Below are 16,520 nucleotides of genomic sequence, written 5' to 3' on the forward strand. Positions count from 1 at the left end.
CTCGGGTTCATCCGATAACCCTCAATCCCCCAGCGCTTCCCCTTCGCGCCGAGGATCGGCGCCGCCGGCCCAGGAGGCCTTGCCCTGTGCATCACGCACGCGAACGATGGCCTGGGTGCCGCTGGTCATGTCGATTTCGTTCACTTCATGGCCCTGGGCTTTCAGCGCCTGTTTCAGCGCCGGGCTGAACTGGCCCTTCTCCAGTTCGGTCGGGCCGTTGCGGCTGCCAAAGTTGGGCAGGCCGACGGCGGCTTGCGGGTCGAGGTTCCAGTCGAGCATGCCCACCAGCGACTTGGCCACGTACTCGATGATCTGCGAGCCGCCGGGGGAGCCGACGCTGGCCAGCAGTTCGCCGCTGGCGCGGTCGAAGACCAGGGTCGGGGCCATGGACGAGCGCGGGCGCTTGCCCGGTTCGACGCGGTTGGCCACCTTCTGGCCGTTTTCCTCGGGGATGAAGGAGAAGTCGGTCAGCTGGTTGTTGAGCATGAAGCCCTGGACCATCAGGTGTGAACCAAAGGCCGCTTCCACCGTGGTGGTCATGGACACCGCGCCCCCTAAGTCATCCACCGCCACCACTTGCGAGGTGGAAATGCGCATGGGCGAACGGTCCGGGGCGTAGGCCACCTGGATGCCCCGGGGCTGGCCCGGCTCGGCCTTGCCCAGGCTGCGCTCGCTGATCAGGGCGGCGCGCCGGGCCAGGTAGTCCGGGGCGATCAGGCCGGCCACCGGCACGGGCACAAAGTCGCTGTCGGCCACGTACAGGCCGCGGTCGGCGTAGGCCAGGCGCTCGGCTTCGGCGATCAGGTGCACCGCTTGCGGCGCAGGCTCAAGGCCGGCCGGCAGGTTGGTTTGCTGCGGCTTGAGGTTGGCCAGGGTGTAGCGCGGGTCGCGTTGTTCCAGGGCTTGCAGGGTGCCGAGGATCTGCGCCACCGCCACGCCGCCGGAAGAGGGCGGCGGCATGCCGCACACCTGCCAGCGCTTGTAGTCGCTGCACAGCGGCGCGCGTTCCTTGGCGCGGTAGCCTTGCAGGTCATTGAGCGACAGGCTGCCGGGGTTGGCGTGGCCCTGGACCTTGGCGACGATTTCCGCGGCCACCGGGCCTGTGTACAGGGCGTCCGGGCCTTCCTGGGCGATGCGCTTGAGCACGGCGGCCAGCTGTGGATTTTTCAGCAAGGTGCCCACGGCTTTCGGCGTGCCATCGGCATTGAGGAAGTACGCGGCCATGTCCGGCGAGCGCGCCAGGAACGGGTCGGCGCTGATCATGGTGTGCAGCCGTGGCGAGATAGCGAAGCCTTGCTCGGCCAGGCGGATCGCCGGCTCGAACAGCTGCGCCCAGGGCAGGCGCCCGTGTTTCTGGTGGGCCATTTCCAGGGCCCGCAGCACGCCCGGGGTGCCGACCGAGCGTCCACCGATCTGCGCCTGAGGGAAGGGCATCGGCTTGCCGTCCGCCTGCAGGAAGAGCTTCTCGGTGGCGCCCGCCGGCGCGGTTTCCCGACCGTCATAAGTGCGCACGGCCTTGCCGTCCCAGAGCACGATCATCGCGCCGCCGCCAATCCCCGAGGACTGCGGCTCCACCAGGGTCAGCACCGCTTGCATGGCAATCGCCGCGTCGATGGCCGAGCCGCCTTGGCGCAGCATCTCGCGTCCGGCTTCGGCGGCCAGCGGGTTGGCGGCGGCCGCCATGTGTTTGTCGGCGTGCCGGGTCTGCATGTCGGTGCGGTAGCCCGAAGCGATTTCCGGAGCGGCAGGCAGGGCAGTGGAAGAGGGCGGGTTGTTACAGGCGCTGAGGCTGAGGGCGGCGGCCAGCAGGCTGAGGCGGGCCAGGTGGCGGTGACGGGGAGGGAAGATCGAGAACACGCGTTGAGCTCCGTTCACTGGGAAATGAGGTGTCGTCCGTGGAGGGGAATGTACAGCAGTGGCGCCGACAGCAGGGCCGGCAGGTGGCCATGACCGTGCGCTGGGCCAGTGGCAAGGCGCTGCTCAGCGGCCCTGTACATAGGGTCGCAGGCAGGCGTGCACCCGGCCACCGATTGATCTGAGTCAGGGCGGCTGGGGGAGGTTGGGCACATGGTGCAGCAAACCATAAGCCTGATGAGAGGACGCCATGCACGGTTGTAAGTGGTTACTTGTGTTCGGATTGCTGTTGGGGGGCGAGGTACGGGGCGAGACGCCGAGCGAGCCGATCCTGCCGGTACAACCGGCGAAGATCACCGATGTGGCCAAGGTGGAGTTGGGCAAGCAGTTGTTCTTCGACCCGCGCCTGTCCAAATCCGGTTTCATCTCCTGCAACTCCTGCCACAACCTGAGCATGGGCGGCAGCGACAACCTGCCCACCTCCATCGGCCACAACTGGCACCAGGGGCCGATCAACTCGCCCACGGTGCTCAACTCCGGCCTGAGCTTTGCGCAGTACTGGGATGGCCGTGCGGCCACGCTCCAGGAACAGGCCAGCGGTCCGATCACCAACCCGGGGGAGATGGGCTTTACCCATGAACTGGCGGTGGAGGTGCTGCGCTCCATTCCCCAGTACCGAGCATCGTTCAAGCGCGTGTATGGCAACGATGAGATCAGCTTCGACGACGCCACCAACGCCATTGCCGCCTTCGAAGCCACCCTGGTGACGCCCAATGCGCCGTTCGACCGCTGGCTCAAGGGCGACAAGGCGGCCATCAGCCCCACCGCGCTCAAGGGCTACCAACTGTTCAAGTCCATCGGCTGCGTGGCCTGCCACAACGGCGAAGCGGTAGGCGGTGGCTCGTTCCAGAAAATGGGCATGATCGAGCCCTACGTCACCCAGAACCCGGCCCAGGGCGTGGCCGGGCTGACCGGCAAGGACGCCGACCGCATGCTGTTCAAGGTGCCGACCTTGCGCAACGTGGCGCTGACCTATCCCTACTTCCACGACGGCGCCTACTGGACGCTGGAAGAGGCGGTGGACGTGATGGCCAGGCTGCAATTGGGGCGCAAGCTGGGCACTGAGGAAGTCGGCCAGATCGTGGCCTTCCTTGAAACCCTGACCGGCGATCAACCGGACTTCAAGCTGCCGATCCTGCCGCCGTCCTCGGCGCAGACACCGCGTCCACAACCCTTCAACTGACCTGGGTGGAAAAACCGCAGCGTGCTGCGGTTTTTCCGGAAAGGCCAGGCATGCGGCATTCAGGTCTGCCGGGAAGGGCGCTCTGTTGTCATGAAAAAACGACTGGATAATAATGAGAGATATTATCATTAGCGGCGGTCGATCATGGACGCAGGGGTCAAGGCTTCAATATCGCTGGAGATCGAAGATCTGTATGGCGCCCACCACGGCTGGTTGAAGGGCTGGTTGCGCAGCCGCACCGGCAACTGTGCCGATGCGGCGGACCTGGCCCAGGACACCTTCGTGCGGATGCTGTCGCTGCGCCAGTTGCCGGCACTGCGAGAGCCCCGTCATTACTTGGCGACCATCGCCCGCGGCCTGCTGATCGACAAGGCGCGCCGCAGAGTTCTGGAACAGGCCTATCTGGAGGCTTTGGCGGCACGTCCGGAGCCTCAGGACATTTCACCTGAAACCCATCATTTGATCATCGAGTCATTGCTGGCCATCGATGCCTTGCTCGATGGACTGGGCACGCGCACCCGACAGATTTTCCTCATGGTGCAGCTGGACGGCCTGAGCTATGTGCAGGTCGGGCGGCAGTTGGGGGTGTCGGTGACCACCGTCAAGAATCATCTGGGCAAGGCACTGCTGCAATGCATACAACTGATGGACGATTGAACGTGCCGTCGCCTCCTCCCCTGGACAAGGCCCACCTGCAGGCAGCGGTGGACTGGTACCTGGTCCTCAACGATCAACAGGTCAGCGCGGCGCAGCAACAGGCCTGGCAGCAGTGGCTTGGCGCCGATGCGCAACATGCGCGAGCCTGGGCCCGGGTGCAAAGGCTGCAACTGCAGCTGCGTGGGGTCCCGCAGGATATTGCCTTGCCGGTCTTGTCGGAAATGGGCATCCAGCGCCGCCAGGGCCTCAAGGTACTGCTGCTGATGGCTAGTGGCTCGGCGTTGCTGGGCGGCTATCGGCTGTCTCCCTACAGCGCCGACTTCGCCACGCGCACCGGCCAGCGCCGGGAAGAACTGCTGGCGGACGGCACGCGGCTGCACCTCAATACCGATACCCGGGTCGACGTTGCCTACAGCCATGAAGAACGGCTGATCTTCCTGCGTCAGGGCGAGATCCAAGTCACCACGGCCGCAGACCGGGCACCGGCGCGCCCTTTACTGGTGGTAACTGCCCATGGCCGCATCCGGGCCCTGGGCACCCGTTTCGATGTGCGCCTGGAGCCGGCCTTCAGCCAAGTATCGGTTCAGCAACATGCGGTGGAGGTGCGCCTGAACGATGATCCGCAACATGCCCGGAGGGTCGCCGAAGGCCAGGCGCTGACCTTCGGCTCCGGGCAGATGGGTGCCCTGCGGGTGGCGGACAATGCCGAGAGTGCCTGGGTCCGGGGCCAGTTGGTGGCGCTTGACTGGCGACTGGCGGATTTCATCCGTGAGCTGGGTCGTTACCGCCCTGGCTACCTGGGGTGTGCGGATGAAGTTGCGCAACTGCGCATCAGCGGGGCCTTCCGCCTGGATGATATCGATGGGGTGCTGGCCAACCTGCCATTGTCGTTGCCGGTGAGGGTGCGCCGGTTTTCCAGGTACTGGGTGCGTGTGCAAGCGTGACGGGCGAATGGTCGCTTGAAGAAAAATCGTCAATGCGCCTTGCCGATTCCGCCTGGCGTTCGGCTCATCAGTAGAGCGGTCAATCAGCCGCCTTTACTGCTATGGCATAGGACGCGTACATGAGCCACCGGAGTCGTTTCACCCAGGCCGCCCTGCGGCGCAGTTTCAATCGCACGGCGTTGAGCATCACCCTTGGCACGCTGCTGGCGGTCACCAGTGTTGCGCCGTTGGCCCTGGCCCAGGAGGCGGTGGGCGAAGCGCAGGAATTCAACATTGCGCCAGGGGCACTGGGTACTGCACTCAGTGAGTTTGCCGCGGCCAGCGGAGTTACCCTGTCCTTTGGCTCCAGCCAGACCCAGGGGCTCGTTACCCAGGGGCTCAAGGGCCGTTATTCCTTCAGTCAGGGCGTGGCGCAGCTGCTGGCCGGCAGTGGCTTGCAACTGCGCCAGGAAGGCCCGGCGCGCTATACCCTGGTCAAGTTGCCGACGGGGGCGGCGCTGCATCTGGGGCCGACCCAGATCACCGGCGCGTCTCTGGGCACCACCACCGAAGACACCGGTTCCTACACCACCGGTGCCATGCAGACGGCCACCAAGCTGGCCCTGTCGATTCGCGAGACTCCACAGTCGGTGACCGTGGTCACCCGCCAGCGCATGGACGATCAGAACATGCAAAGCCTGGAGGATGTGCTCAAGAGCACCCCGGGCATTTCCATCACCAAGGACGGACCCCAGCGGCCGATTTTCTATTCGCGGGGTTTTGAAGTACAGAACCTCATGGTCGATGGCCTGGCCAACGACATGTCGCATTACCTGAGCCGGGACATGAGCACTGCGGCCGACACTGCGATCTTCGATCGGGTCGAAGTCATGCGTGGCGCCGCTGGCCTGATGCAGGGGACGGGCAGCCCCTCGGCGGCGATCAACATGGTACGCAAGCGGCCCACTGCCGCACCGCGTCTGAGCATCACTGCCAGTGCCGGCAGTTGGGACAATTACCGCAGCGAAATCGATGCCTCCAGTGCCCTCAATGACAGTGGCACGTTGCGCGGGCGCCTGGTGACTGCCTACCAGAGCAAGAACAGTTTCCAGGACGTGGCCGATGCCGAGCGTTCGGTGTTCTACGGCATTGCCGAGGCCGACTTGAATGACAACACCACGCTGACCGTGGGCGCTACCAATCAGGCGTCGCACAACACTACGACCTGGGGCGGGCTGCCTGCGGCGATTGACGGCCGGCACCTGCACCTGTCGCGCTCGGCCTACCTGGGCAGTGACTGGGAGTACTGGGACCAGAACAACGTCACGGCCTTTGGTCGCCTGGAGTACCGCTTCGACAACGCCTGGAAATTGTTGCTGTCGGCCAGCAAGTCCTGGTCCGACTTGCAGATGCTCGGTTCGATGACCGAGCGTTTCGGCGCCGATTTCGACGAGTTCGGCCAGTACGTCGGTCAGTACCACTACAAGGATCAGCAAGACAGCTACGACCTCTTCGCTTCCGGGCCGTTTGCTCTGTTCGGGCGTGAGCATGAGCTGGTGGTGGGGGCCAGTCAGCGTGAGCTGGCCTTTCGCGGCAAGGGCAATTTCCAGGACAACGAGACGCGGACCAACATCTACCGTCCCGATCCCCATAGCGTGCCCAAGCCGCAGATGGACCTGGATTACTGGCGCCAGGAGCGCAACTCCGAGCTGAAAAGCTTCTACCTCACCTCACGTTTTAGCCTCGCCGAGCCCCTGACCCTGATTCTGGGCGGGCGCCTGGACTGGTACGACTACGATGTGGATACGCGCTTTGCCGGGGTGCGCACCGCCTCCAGCACCGACTACAAGGTCACCCGCAACCTCACCCGCTATGCGGGCATGGTCTACGACCTTGACGCCCATCACTCGGTGTATGTCAGCTACACCGATGTCTTTAGCCCACAAGCGGAAGTGGACAGCTCCGGTGGCTTGATCAAGCCCGTAGTCGGCAAGAACTACGAGACGGGCATCAAGGGCGAATACTTCGAAGGAGCCCTGACCGCCAGCGTTGCGGTGTTCAGGATCGACCAGGTCAATCGCGCCAAGCAGGTGGTCAGTGCTCAGTGCTCCAGCCTGCAGTGCTACGAAGCCAGCGGCGAGGTGCGCAGCGAAGGTATCGAGCTTGAGGTCAACGGTAAGCTGGCGCCGGGTTGGGAGTTGGGGGCGGGCTACACCTATGCCCAGGCCAAGTATCGCAAGGACAGCAACGAGGACAATGTCGGCCGCCTGTTCGACACCGATATTCCACGTCACGTGTTCAAGGCCTTTACCACTTACCAACTGCCGGGAGACTTGCATCGTTGGACTGTGGGCGGGGGGCTCTATAGCCAGAACCGGATCTACAACAAGGATGTGAATTTCTACGACTCGGGCACGCCGATGTACGTCGAACAGAAAGGCTATGCCCTGGTGGACCTGATGACTCGCTATCAGGCGTCCGAACACCTTGAGTTTCGGCTTAACCTGAACAACGTCTTCGACAAGAAGTACTACCAGAGCATCAGCACCAATACCTACTACGGCAATGACATCTATGGTGAACCGCGTAATGCCATGGTGACGGTGCGATGGTCGCTGTAGCGGGTCATGGCTCGAAGGGAGCCATGACCACCCCTGTGCGGGGGCTGTGGTGTTGCGTGGTTAGTCTTTCACCTGCCAGGCGTTAGCTCCGGCCGTGGCCTTGAACTTGGCGCGGTTTTCCGCGGTGGCCGGCGGTTCGGAATCGCCGAAGATCGCCTTCAGCCAATGGCCGTCGGTGGGGTTGGGGAAGAGGATGAACTTGCGCCCGAACTGCTGCTTGTCCTCGGTCATCAGGCTGCTGCGCTGTTTGACGTCGGCTACGTAGTACTTGCGTTTGAAGTCGTTGAGGTTGTCGCCCAGCATCAGCACCACGTTGTGGTCCTTGGCGATTTCCTGCTGCCGCGGCTCCTTGTTGGAGCTGTCGCGGTACACCGTCAGGTGCTGTTCATCGGCGTAGGGCAACTGGTTTTTGCGCAGGTTGGCCAGGGCGTAGTCGTAGGTCTTTTCGCCCTGGTCGCGGCTGGTGACGTAGAACACCTCGACGCCTTTGGACTGGGCGTACTTGAGGAATTCCACGGCGCCCGGAGTGGCCACCGGGCCATTGTCCGCGACCCACTTGTCCCAGGCCTCGTCGTCGAAGAATTCTTTCCCCGAATTGATCATGTAGCCCCAGTAGCTGTTGCTGCTGAGCACGGTGTCGTCGACGTCGCTGATGATCGCCAGCGGCCGGTCGCCGGCCTTGTGCTCCTGCAGGGCACGGTCCAGTTGCAGACGGGCGATGTTGAAGCCCTGGTAGTACAGCGCCTCGAATTCGGCGGCGGTCTGCTTCCAGGCCACGGCGGCGGTCAACAGGTTGGAAGGCGGGGTAGGGGCCTGTTCGGCAAAGGTTGGGGTACAGGCGATTGCCAAAAGCGAGAACAGCCAGGGGGCGACTGAAGTTGCGTGGTTTTTTATTGTCATTATCGAGCCCTTGAAGTGAGGATGGCGCAGCTCTCACACACACTGCCGGAGTGTTCTATCCCAGCCAGTGGCGGTGCTCAATGCGGGTGTCGCGTTTGTGGATCAATGCGGCGTAATCCCCGGTACTTTTTCGCGGGCATAAAAAAACGGCTTACCTTGCGGTAAGCCGTTTTTAGTACTTGGTGGCTACACAGGGACTTGAACCCCGGACCCCAGCATTATGAATGCTATGCTCTAACCAACTGAGCTATGTAGCCAAGTGGCGCGCATTATTCGCGCAGAACGACAATGCGTCAAGCATTTTTATAAAAAAATTATCTACGCTATCAACCGTTTATCCCTTCCCCTCGGAAATCAGCGGCGACGGGCAGCGCTGGAACCAGCGGCTGGCCTGTTCGTAGGCGTGGGCCAGTTGCAGGACGGCGAAGTCGGCCTGGTGTTTGCCAATGATCTGCAAACCCATGGGCAGGCCTTCGGCATTGAAGCCGGCCTGCACGCTGGCCACTGGGCAGCCGGACAAGGTGCCGGGAATCACCACCTCCATCCAGCGGTGATAGGTGTCCATGGCCGCGCCTTCGATGCTGCACGGCCAAGGGGTGTGCTTGTCGAAGGGGAAGACCTGGGCGCTGGGCAGCAGCAGGTAGTCGAAGCGTTCGAACAGTTTTGACAGGGCGCGGTACCAGTCGCTGCGAATCACCGAGGCGTCGAAGACCTGGCTGGCGGACAGCTTGAGGCCGTTTTCCACTTCCCAGATGGCTTCTGCCTTGAGCTGTGAACGCTTGTGCGGGTCGGCATAGGCGCTGCCCAGGGACCCGGCGACCATCCAGTGGCGCAAGGTGCGCCAGCTGCTCCACAGGCGCTCGGGGGCGAAGTCCGGGCTGGCCGGTTCGACGCTGCAGCCCAGGCTGCGGAAATCGCCGAAGGCCTTTTCACAGAGTTCCAGCACACCTTTTTCCATCGGCAGGTAACCGTTGAAGTCCCCCAGCCACCCCAGGCGCGTGCCCTTGAAGTCGCGCTCCAGTGGCGCGGCGAAGCCCTGGCCCGATTCGGCGATGGACAGCGGTGCCCGTGCATCGCCGCCGGCCTGCACCGACAGCAGCAGCGCTGCGTCGCGCACGCTGCGGGCCATGGGGCCTTCGTAGCCGAGCTGGTCGATGAACAGGTCGCTGCTGTCGTCGAAGGGCACCCGGCCCTGGGACGGGCGGAAACCGAAGATGTTGTTGAAGGCCGCCGGGTTGCGCAGCGAGCCCATCATGTCGCTGCCGTCGGCCACCGGCACCAGGTGCAGGGCCAGGGCTGCGGCGGCGCCGCCACTGCTGCCGCCGGCGGTCTTGCTCGGGTCATAGGCACAGCCGGTGGCGCCGAACAGCGGGTTGTAGGTCTGCGAGCCGAGGCCGAATTCCGGGGTGTTGCTCTTGCCGATAATGATCGCCCCGGCAGCCTTGATCCGTTCCACCATGATGCCGTCGCGCTCGGGGATGAAATCCCGGTACAGCGGCGAGCCCAGGGTGGTGCGGATGCCCTGGGTCAGGGACAGGTCCTTGATCGCGTGAGGCAGGCCGTGCATCCAGCCGCGATAGTCGCCACGGGCCAGTTCGGCGTCGCGCTGCTCGGCCTGGGCCAGCAGGCTGTCGGCCGGTTGTAGGCTGACCAGGGCATTGACCAGGGGGTTGTAGCGCTCGATGTGGGCAAGGTAGGTCTGCATCACTTCCCGGCAGGAAACCTGACGCAGGCGGATACGCTCGGCGAGTTCATGGGCCTGGAGCAGGACCAGCTCGCTGGGGGGATTGGCGATCATGGCAGGGGGCCTTTCAAACGGCTTTAGAAACGCCCCGGCATCCAGGCCGGGGCGGCAGAAGTCAACGCAGCTCAGCGCATCAGGTTGGTCCACAGGCGGTCGGCGAGGCGGATCGCGCCTTCGCCGCAGGTCTGGCTGAAGACCACCTTGGTGCCCTCGGGAATGTGCAGCTCGGGAGCATCCTTCAACCCGGCGTCGAGGAAGGGTTCGACGCCCTTGATCGGGCTCTGGTGCTTGAGGAAGTTCTGGGTCATGGCGGCGTTCTCAGGCTGGCTGAGGAAGGCGATGAAGGCCTTGGCGTTCGCCGGGTGCTTGCTGCCCTTGGGGATGACCATGTTGTCCACCCAGGCCAGCACGCCTTCTTTCGGGTAGAGGTACTTCAGGCTGGGCTTCATCTCCCGGGCACGCATCGACGAACCGCCCCAGAACATCGACATGTCGACTTCCCCGGCTGCCAGGTTCTCGCGGATCGCCCCGGCCTTGGAGCTGTAGGTCTTGACGAAGGGCTTCTGCGCCTTGAGCAGGCCAAGGATCTGCTGCATCTGCTTGGGGTCTTCGCTGCACAGCGGAATGTTCAGGTACAGGCTGGCCATGTCGATCACTTCGCTCACCGAGTCGAACATGTTGATCCGCCCCTGCAGCTCCGCTGGCGGTTCGTAGAGCACTTTGTAGCTGTCGCTCGGGCCTTTGTAGCGTTCGCTGTTGAGCACCACGCTGGTGGTGCCCCAGATGAAGGGCACCGAGTAGGCGCCTTCAGGGTCCCAGGTGGGCTTTTTCAGGTTGTCGACCACGCCGGCGTAGTAGGGCTGCTGGGCCGGATCGAAGCGCTCCAGCAACTGCTCCTGGATCAGGATCGGAATGAACTGGTGGGACGGGATTGCCACGTCATAACCGGTGCCGCCCTGTTTCAGCTTGGCCAGCAGGGTTTCGTTGGAATCGTAGGAGTCCACCGTGACCTCGATGCCGGTCTGCTTCTGGAACTTGGCGAGAATCTCCGGCGAAAAGTAGCCGCTCCAGCTCACGACGTTGAGTTTCTCGGCGGCCTGTACCGCCAGTGGCAGGCTCAGCAGCAGCGAGGTTCCCAGACTTGCGATCAACTTGCTCATGGCATTTCCCCAAGGTCAGTGGACGGTTCAAGGGTGTTTCTTGCTCAACAGGTAAGAGAGGCTGACGAACAGCACCGAGACGCCGAGGATCAGCGTCGACACGGCGTTGACGTCGGGTGTCACGCCCATGCGCAACAGGCCGAAGATGAAGATCGGCAGGGTGGTGGTGCCCGCCTGGGACACCATCATCGAGATCACGAAGTTATCCAGGGAGACGATGAAGGCCAGCATCAGCCCGGAGACGATCCCCGGCATCAGCAGCGGCAGGGTCACCTTGCGAAAGGTGCGCCAGGGGCCGGCGTACAGGTCCGCGGCGGCATGCTCCAGGGACAGGTCCATGTCGTTGAGGCGGGCGCGGATCGGCAAGTAGGCGAAGGGGATGCAGAACACCGTGTGGGCGATGATCAGGTTGCCGTAGCCCAGGGACAGCCCCAGCGTCGAGAACAGCGCCAGGGTGGCCACGCCGACGACGATTTCCGGCAGCACCAGGGGCAGCATGATGGCGCCCATGGACAGTTGCAGGCCCTTGAACTTGGCCCCGCGTGAAGTGCCCAGGGCGGCCAGGGTGGCGATGGCGGTGGCTGCCATGCTGGCGCACACGGCGATCAGCAGGCTGTTGCCCGCCGCCTGGCGCAGGGCCTGGTTGGCAAACGCTGCGCGGTACCAGTCGAGGCTGAAGCCGCTCCACACCGTGGCCGACTGGTTGGCGTTGAAGGAGAACACCACCAGCACCAGGATCGGCGCGTAGAGGTACAGGTAGAACAGGAAACTGACGCCGCCGAAGCCGGGAAAGTCCTGGACGCCTGGGCCGTTGCGTTTGAACAGGCGGATCATCATGCACCCTCCTGAAGGGTTCGCTGGCGCTGGGCGCGCAGGGCGTAGACGGTCAGTACCAGCATCACCGCGGCCATCAGCACCAGGGACAGGGCGGCGCCGAAGGGCCAGTTACGGGCGTCGCTGAACTGCCGGAAAATCAGGTTGCCGAGCATCATCCGGGTGCCGCCGCCCAGCAGTTCCGGAGCGATCATCGCCCCCAGGCAGGGCACGAAGGTCAGGATCGCCCCGGCGAAGATCCCCGGCTTGGCGATTGGCAGCACCACCTTGCGCAAGGTGCGCCAGCGCCCGGCGTAGAGGTCCTGGGCGGCTTCCAGCAGGCGGATGTCCATCTTTTCCAGGGTGGCGTAGATCGGCAGCACCACGAAGGGCGCGTAGGTGTAGACCAGCCCCAGCAGCACCGCGCCGTCGGTGTACAGCAGTTGCAGCGGTTCGTGGATCAGCCCCAGGTCCATCAGGCTGTTGTTGATCACCCCGGTGTTGCGCAGCAGCAGGATCCAGGCGTAGGTACGGATCAGCAGGTTGGCCCAGAACGGCACGGTGATCAGGAAGATCAGCAGGCCCCGGCGCTGCACCGGTTGCATGGCCAGCCACACCGCCACCGGAAAGCCGATCAGCAGGGTGATGAGGGTGGTCAGCCCGGCGATGCCGATGGAGCGCAGGGCGATCAGCAGGTAGGAGTCGGTGAAGGCCAGGCTGTCATCCAGTTGCCGTTCGAACAGCAGGGCGGTGTAGGCGTCGCTGCTGAAGACCTGGTTCACCCCGCCGTAGGGGTTGGCTTCCATCAGCGAGTAGCCGATGACGATCAGGATCGGCACGATCAGGAACAGGCCGATGGCAATCAGCGCCGGGCTGACTCCGAGAACGCTGCGCAAGGCCTTGCGCCGTTCCAGGTGCTGGGAAATCGATGAGGCGTGCATGGCGAATCCTCGTGGTCAATCCAGCAGGACGCTGGCGCTGCCGCGTTCGAACACCAGCCCGGCGTGGCTGCCCACGCTCAGACGCGGATGGTGTTCGAGGCTGTTGGGCGCACGCACGGTGAGGCGCATGCCGTCGCCAAGGCTGACCTGGTATTGCAGGTCGGTACCCAGGTAGATCTGCGCCTCGATGCGGCACGCCAGGGCGCCTTCCACGGCGTCGCTACGCAGGTGCAGGCGCTCCGGGCGCACGGACAGGGTGACCTGCTGGCCGACTTTGACCGTGTTGCAGGGTTGCGCCGGCAGCGCCTCTCCGGCGGGACCGCCAAACCAGGCCAGGCCGGCTTCGACGCGGCTGACGGTGGCCTGGATGAAGTTGGTTTCACCGATAAAGTCGGCGACGAAGCGATTACGCGGTTGCTCGTAGATCTCTTCCGGGCGACCCACTTGCTGCACTTCGCCTTCGGAGAGCACGGCGATGCGGTCGGACAGGGTCAGGGCTTCTTCCTGGTCATGGGTGACGAAGATGAAGGTGATGCCGGTCTTGGCCTGGATCGCCTTGAGTTCTTCGCGCATGGCCTGGCGCAGCTTGAGGTCCAGGGCCGACAGCGGTTCGTCCAGCAACAGCACCTTGGGGTGGGGCGCCAGGGCCCGGGCCAGGGCGATGCGTTGCTGCTGGCCGCCGGAGAGTTGGTTGGGCTTGCGCCCGGCGAAGCGTTCCATCTGCACCAGGGCCAGCATCTCGCGCACCCGCTCGGCGATCTGCGCCTTGCTCAGCACCTGGCCCATGGGCCGCGATTCCAGGCCGAAGGCCAGGTTCTCGGCCAGGGTCATGTGGGGGAACAGGGCGTAATGCTGGAACACGGTGTTCACCGGGCGCTCGAAGGGCGGCCGCTCGGCGATGTTCTCGCCGTAAAGGAGGATCTCGCCCTGGGTCGGAAATTCGAACCCGGCGATCATCCGCAACAGGGTGGTCTTGCCGCAGCCAGAGGGGCCGAGGAGGGTGAAGAATTCGTTGTCGCGGATGTCCAGGTCGATGTGCTTCAGGGCCACCGGGCCGCTGTGTGGATCGCCGTAGACCTTACGCACCGAGCGGATGGACACCGCCAGTGTTTGCAGCGCATGCAGGGCATTCATGCCTTACCTCCGATTCCCCCATGGGCTGTCGCGCAGGCCATGGATATTGTTTTTCTTAGGGCAGGATCGAGATGTGTTCGGATGCGTGCAAAGCCTGTTTTTACGGGCTTTGCGCGGGTTCTTATTGTTCTGCTGGGGCTGATTATCAGTGAGGGGTTGCGGGGGCGAAACATCAATTTTAACATACCAGCTGTTAAATAATTTAATAGCAGAGAGCGTGCAAAACCATGGCCGAACAGCGTTTGCCACCGTTGAATGCGGTGCGGGCTTTTGATGCCGCGGCCCGCCTGGGCAGCTATGTCGAAGCGTCCAGGTCGCTGCATGTCACCCAGCCGGCCATCGGCCGCCACGTGAAGCTGCTGGAGGACTGGCTCGGGGTGCAGTTGTTCGAACGCACCTCGCGCGGTGTGGTCCTGACCCCGGCGGGGGAGAAGTACCACCGCAAGATCGCCGCCGCCCTGCAACTGATCATCGAGGCCGGGCGCGAAGCCCAGCCCAAGGCCGCCGAGCGCTGGCTGCGGATCATGGTGGTGCCGGGTTTTGCCAAGCGCTGGCTGACCCCGCGCCTGGAGGCGCTGCGCCATGTGCGGCCGGGTTTGAAGTTCGCCATCGAGCCGAACTCCACCTTCACCGAAGTCGACGCCAAGAGCGCCGACCTGGGGATCGCCTATGGCCTGGATGGGCAGTACCCCGAGTCACGGATCAGCCTGATCTGCCCTCGGGTGTTCCCGATTTGCACCCCGGCTTACCTGGCCGGCATCGAGCCGATCAAGGGCCCGGCGGATCTGGCCCGTCACGAGTTGATCCATTTCGATGACGGTGAGTGGTGGAACCTGTGGTTTGCCGCCAATGGCCTGGATATCCAGCTCAGCTCCGACCTGATCTATGTGAACAACGACCACGCCCTGTCGGTGGCCGAAAGCGGCGGCGGCATTGCCCTGGCCAATGAAGTGCTGGTGCGCGAGGAGCTCAAGGCCGGCACCCTGGTGCGGGTGCTGGAGGATCAGGTGAAGCTGGAAAGCTACCGGGTGCTGACCCCGGCCACTGAATGGTCGCAGGACGTGGAGTGGTTCATCCAATGGCTCAAGGCCGAGCTTGAAGCGGACTTCCCCGAGGCGCGGATAGTGGGGTCGTTAGCAAGCTAATGGGATGGCGTGTGCGCAGCAAAAAATGGCACATTGGCGCATCTGCCCCTGTGCACCCACCCGTTGTACGGAAAATCCTATGGCTAGCAGCAACCCTCAGACCGTCGCAACGACGGCATCTCCCGCTTCGCAAAGCAGTCCACTGGTCTTGCGCATCATTGGTGCGGTGGCCCTGGCCCACTTGATCAACGACCTGATCCAGGCGGTGCTGCCGGCGATCTACCCGATGCTCAAGGACAATTACGGCCTGACCTTCACCCAGGTCGGCCTGATCACCCTGACCTTTCAGCTCACCGCTTCCCTGCTGCAACCCTGGGTTGGTTTTTACACCGATCGACGGCCTCTGCCGTTCCTGTTGCCAGCGGGCATGATCTGCACCCTGATCGGCATCTTGATGATGTCCCAGGTCGGCAGCTTTGCCCTGATCCTGCTGGCGGCTGCATTGATCGGCATTGGCTCTTCGACCTTCCACCCGGAAGCGTCGCGGGTCGCCCGGCTGGCTTCCGGCGGGCGCTATGGCCTGGCGCAGTCGAGCTTCCAGGTGGGCGGCAACGCCGGCACCGCGTTCGGCCCCTTGCTGGCCGCGGCGATCATCATTCCCTACGGCCAGGGCAATGTGGCCTGGTTCGGTCTGTTCGCGCTGTTTGCCCTGGTGGTGCTCTACGCCATCAGCCGCTGGTACGCCAACCATCTGCGCCTGCACAAGCTCAAGCAGGGCCAGGCGGCGACCCATGGTCTGTCGAGGAACCGGGTGATCAGCGCCCTGGTGGTCCTCGGGCTGCTGGTGTTCTCCAAGTATTTCTACATGGCCAGCTTCACCAGCTATTTCACCTTCTACCTGATCGAGAAATTCGACCTGTCGGTGGCCAGCTCGCAACTGCACCTGTTCCTGTTTCTCGGCGCGGTGGCGGCGGGGACCTTCTTCGGCGGGCCGATCGGCGACAAGATCGGGCGCAAGGCGGTGATCTGGTTCTCGATCCTCGGGGTGGCGCCGTTCACCCTGCTGCTGCCCCATGTCGACCTGTTCTGGACCAGCGTCCTCAGTGTGGTGATCGGCTTTATCCTGGCCTCGGCGTTCTCCGCCATCGTGGTCTACGCCCAGGAACTGGTGCCGGGCAACGTCGGCATGATCGCCGGGGTGTTCTTCGGTTTGATGTTCGGTTTCGGCGGGATCGGCGCGGCGCTGCTGGGGCACCTGGCGGACATCCATGGCATCGAGTACGTGTACTTCCTGTGCTCGTTCCTGCCGCTGTTCGGAGTGCTGGCGATCTTCCTGCCGCGCACCCGCAAAGCCTGACGCGCGGTGGTTCGACGCGTAAAAAAACGCCCGGGGCCATGCTCCGGGCGTTTTCGTTTCAGCGTAGTGCTAGTTGAGGCGTCGCTGC

13 protein-coding genes and 1 tRNA gene are annotated in these 16,520 nt (G+C 63.7%); 6 read left to right on the top strand and 8 right to left on the bottom strand.

Features of this window, described 5'->3' with window-relative positions; translation table 11 throughout:
* Positions 1-21 precede the first annotated feature (21 nt).
* Positions 22-1,857, bottom strand: coding sequence for a gamma-glutamyltransferase (gene ggt, locus J5M73_RS18040; protein ID WP_207815950.1), 1,836 nt, complete (start codon positions 1,855-1,857; stop codon positions 22-24).
* A 247-nt stretch (positions 1,858-2,104) separates the two neighbouring features.
* Between ggt and J5M73_RS18045 the strand changes: the two genes are divergently transcribed.
* From J5M73_RS18045 to J5M73_RS18060, 4 genes are all read left to right on the top strand, one after another.
* On the top strand, positions 2,105-3,097 hold the full coding sequence (locus J5M73_RS18045; RefSeq protein ID WP_060841055.1) for a cytochrome-c peroxidase: 993 nt from the start codon (positions 2,105-2,107) through the stop codon (positions 3,095-3,097).
* 144 nt (positions 3,098-3,241) lie between these two features.
* Positions 3,242-3,754 carry a sigma-70 family RNA polymerase sigma factor gene (locus J5M73_RS18050; RefSeq protein ID WP_060841054.1) on the top strand — a complete coding sequence of 171 codons (513 nt, stop codon included), beginning with the start codon at positions 3,242-3,244 and terminating at the stop codon, positions 3,752-3,754.
* A gap of 2 nt (positions 3,755-3,756) precedes the next feature.
* Entirely contained in the window at positions 3,757-4,698 is a 942-nt protein-coding gene (locus tag J5M73_RS18055; protein WP_258008896.1) for a FecR domain-containing protein, read from the top strand.
* A 119-nt stretch (positions 4,699-4,817) separates the two neighbouring features.
* A complete protein-coding gene (locus J5M73_RS18060) occupies positions 4,818-7,298 on the top strand; it encodes a TonB-dependent receptor (protein WP_102860232.1) in 2,481 nt (826 codons plus the stop codon).
* Between the two features lie 60 nt (positions 7,299-7,358).
* Here J5M73_RS18060 and J5M73_RS18065 read toward each other — a convergent pair whose 3' ends face one another.
* The 7 genes from J5M73_RS18065 to J5M73_RS18095 all read right to left on the bottom strand — a co-directional run bounded on the left by J5M73_RS18065 (position 7,359) and on the right by J5M73_RS18095 (position 13,990).
* Positions 7,359-8,198, bottom strand: a complete 840-nt coding sequence (locus tag J5M73_RS18065; protein WP_102860233.1) for a 5'-nucleotidase, lipoprotein e(P4) family — start codon at positions 8,196-8,198, stop codon at positions 7,359-7,361.
* A gap of 180 nt (positions 8,199-8,378) precedes the next feature.
* Positions 8,379-8,455 (bottom strand) — tRNA-Met (locus tag J5M73_RS18070).
* 77 nt (positions 8,456-8,532) lie between these two features.
* Complete coding sequence (locus J5M73_RS18075; protein ID WP_102860234.1) at positions 8,533-9,996, bottom strand: amidase; 1,464 nt, start codon at positions 9,994-9,996, stop codon at positions 8,533-8,535.
* A gap of 71 nt (positions 9,997-10,067) precedes the next feature.
* The gene (locus J5M73_RS18080; RefSeq protein WP_102860235.1) at positions 10,068-11,102 is read right to left on the bottom strand and encodes an extracellular solute-binding protein; all 1,035 of its coding nucleotides are present in this window, start codon (positions 11,100-11,102) and stop codon (positions 10,068-10,070) included.
* A gap of 27 nt (positions 11,103-11,129) precedes the next feature.
* The gene (locus tag J5M73_RS18085; protein WP_102860236.1) at positions 11,130-11,939 is read right to left on the bottom strand and encodes an ABC transporter permease; all 810 of its coding nucleotides are present in this window, start codon (positions 11,937-11,939) and stop codon (positions 11,130-11,132) included.
* Positions 11,936-12,856, bottom strand: coding sequence for an ABC transporter permease (locus J5M73_RS18090; RefSeq protein ID WP_102860237.1), 921 nt, complete (start codon positions 12,854-12,856; stop codon positions 11,936-11,938). Before J5M73_RS18090 ends, J5M73_RS18085 begins: the two co-directional genes overlap by 4 nt.
* A 15-nt stretch (positions 12,857-12,871) precedes the next feature.
* Entirely contained in the window at positions 12,872-13,990 is a 1,119-nt protein-coding gene (locus J5M73_RS18095) for an ABC transporter ATP-binding protein (protein WP_102860238.1), read from the bottom strand.
* Between the two features lie 227 nt (positions 13,991-14,217).
* Here J5M73_RS18095 and J5M73_RS18100 point away from each other — a divergent pair, with 227 nt between their 5' ends.
* Together J5M73_RS18100 and J5M73_RS18105 are read left to right on the top strand one after the other, a co-directional pair.
* On the top strand, positions 14,218-15,135 hold the full coding sequence (locus J5M73_RS18100; RefSeq protein WP_102860239.1) for a LysR substrate-binding domain-containing protein: 918 nt from the start codon (positions 14,218-14,220) through the stop codon (positions 15,133-15,135).
* 79 nt (positions 15,136-15,214) lie between these two features.
* Complete coding sequence (locus J5M73_RS18105) at positions 15,215-16,432, top strand: MFS transporter (RefSeq protein WP_102860240.1); 1,218 nt, start codon at positions 15,215-15,217, stop codon at positions 16,430-16,432.
* The last annotated feature ends 88 nt before the right edge of the window (positions 16,433-16,520 follow it).

The organism is Pseudomonas sp. 50_B, from assembly GCF_017491625.1.
Classification (GTDB): domain Bacteria; phylum Pseudomonadota; class Gammaproteobacteria; order Pseudomonadales; family Pseudomonadaceae; genus Aquipseudomonas; species Aquipseudomonas danubii.

Coding starts and splice junctions, on each gene's coding strand:
- J5M73_RS18045 (WP_060841055.1), top strand. CDS start 2,105: ATGCACGGTTGTAAGTGGTTACTTGTGTTCGGATTGCTGTTGGGGGGC.
- J5M73_RS18050 (WP_060841054.1), top strand. CDS start 3,242: ATGGACGCAGGGGTCAAGGCTTCAATATCGCTGGAGATCGAAGATCTG.
- J5M73_RS18060 (WP_102860232.1), top strand. CDS start 4,818: ATGAGCCACCGGAGTCGTTTCACCCAGGCCGCCCTGCGGCGCAGTTTC.
- J5M73_RS18065 (WP_102860233.1), bottom strand. CDS start 8,198: ATGACAATAAAAAACCACGCAACTTCAGTCGCCCCCTGGCTGTTCTCG.
- J5M73_RS18075 (WP_102860234.1), bottom strand. CDS start 9,996: ATGATCGCCAATCCCCCCAGCGAGCTGGTCCTGCTCCAGGCCCATGAA.
- J5M73_RS18080 (WP_102860235.1), bottom strand. CDS start 11,102: ATGAGCAAGTTGATCGCAAGTCTGGGAACCTCGCTGCTGCTGAGCCTG.
- J5M73_RS18085 (WP_102860236.1), bottom strand. CDS start 11,939: ATGATGATCCGCCTGTTCAAACGCAACGGCCCAGGCGTCCAGGACTTT.
- J5M73_RS18090 (WP_102860237.1), bottom strand. CDS start 12,856: ATGCACGCCTCATCGATTTCCCAGCACCTGGAACGGCGCAAGGCCTTG.
- J5M73_RS18095 (WP_102860238.1), bottom strand. CDS start 13,990: ATGAATGCCCTGCATGCGCTGCAAACACTGGCGGTGTCCATCCGCTCG.
- J5M73_RS18100 (WP_102860239.1), top strand. CDS start 14,218: ATGGCCGAACAGCGTTTGCCACCGTTGAATGCGGTGCGGGCTTTTGAT.
- J5M73_RS18105 (WP_102860240.1), top strand. CDS start 15,215: ATGGCTAGCAGCAACCCTCAGACCGTCGCAACGACGGCATCTCCCGCT.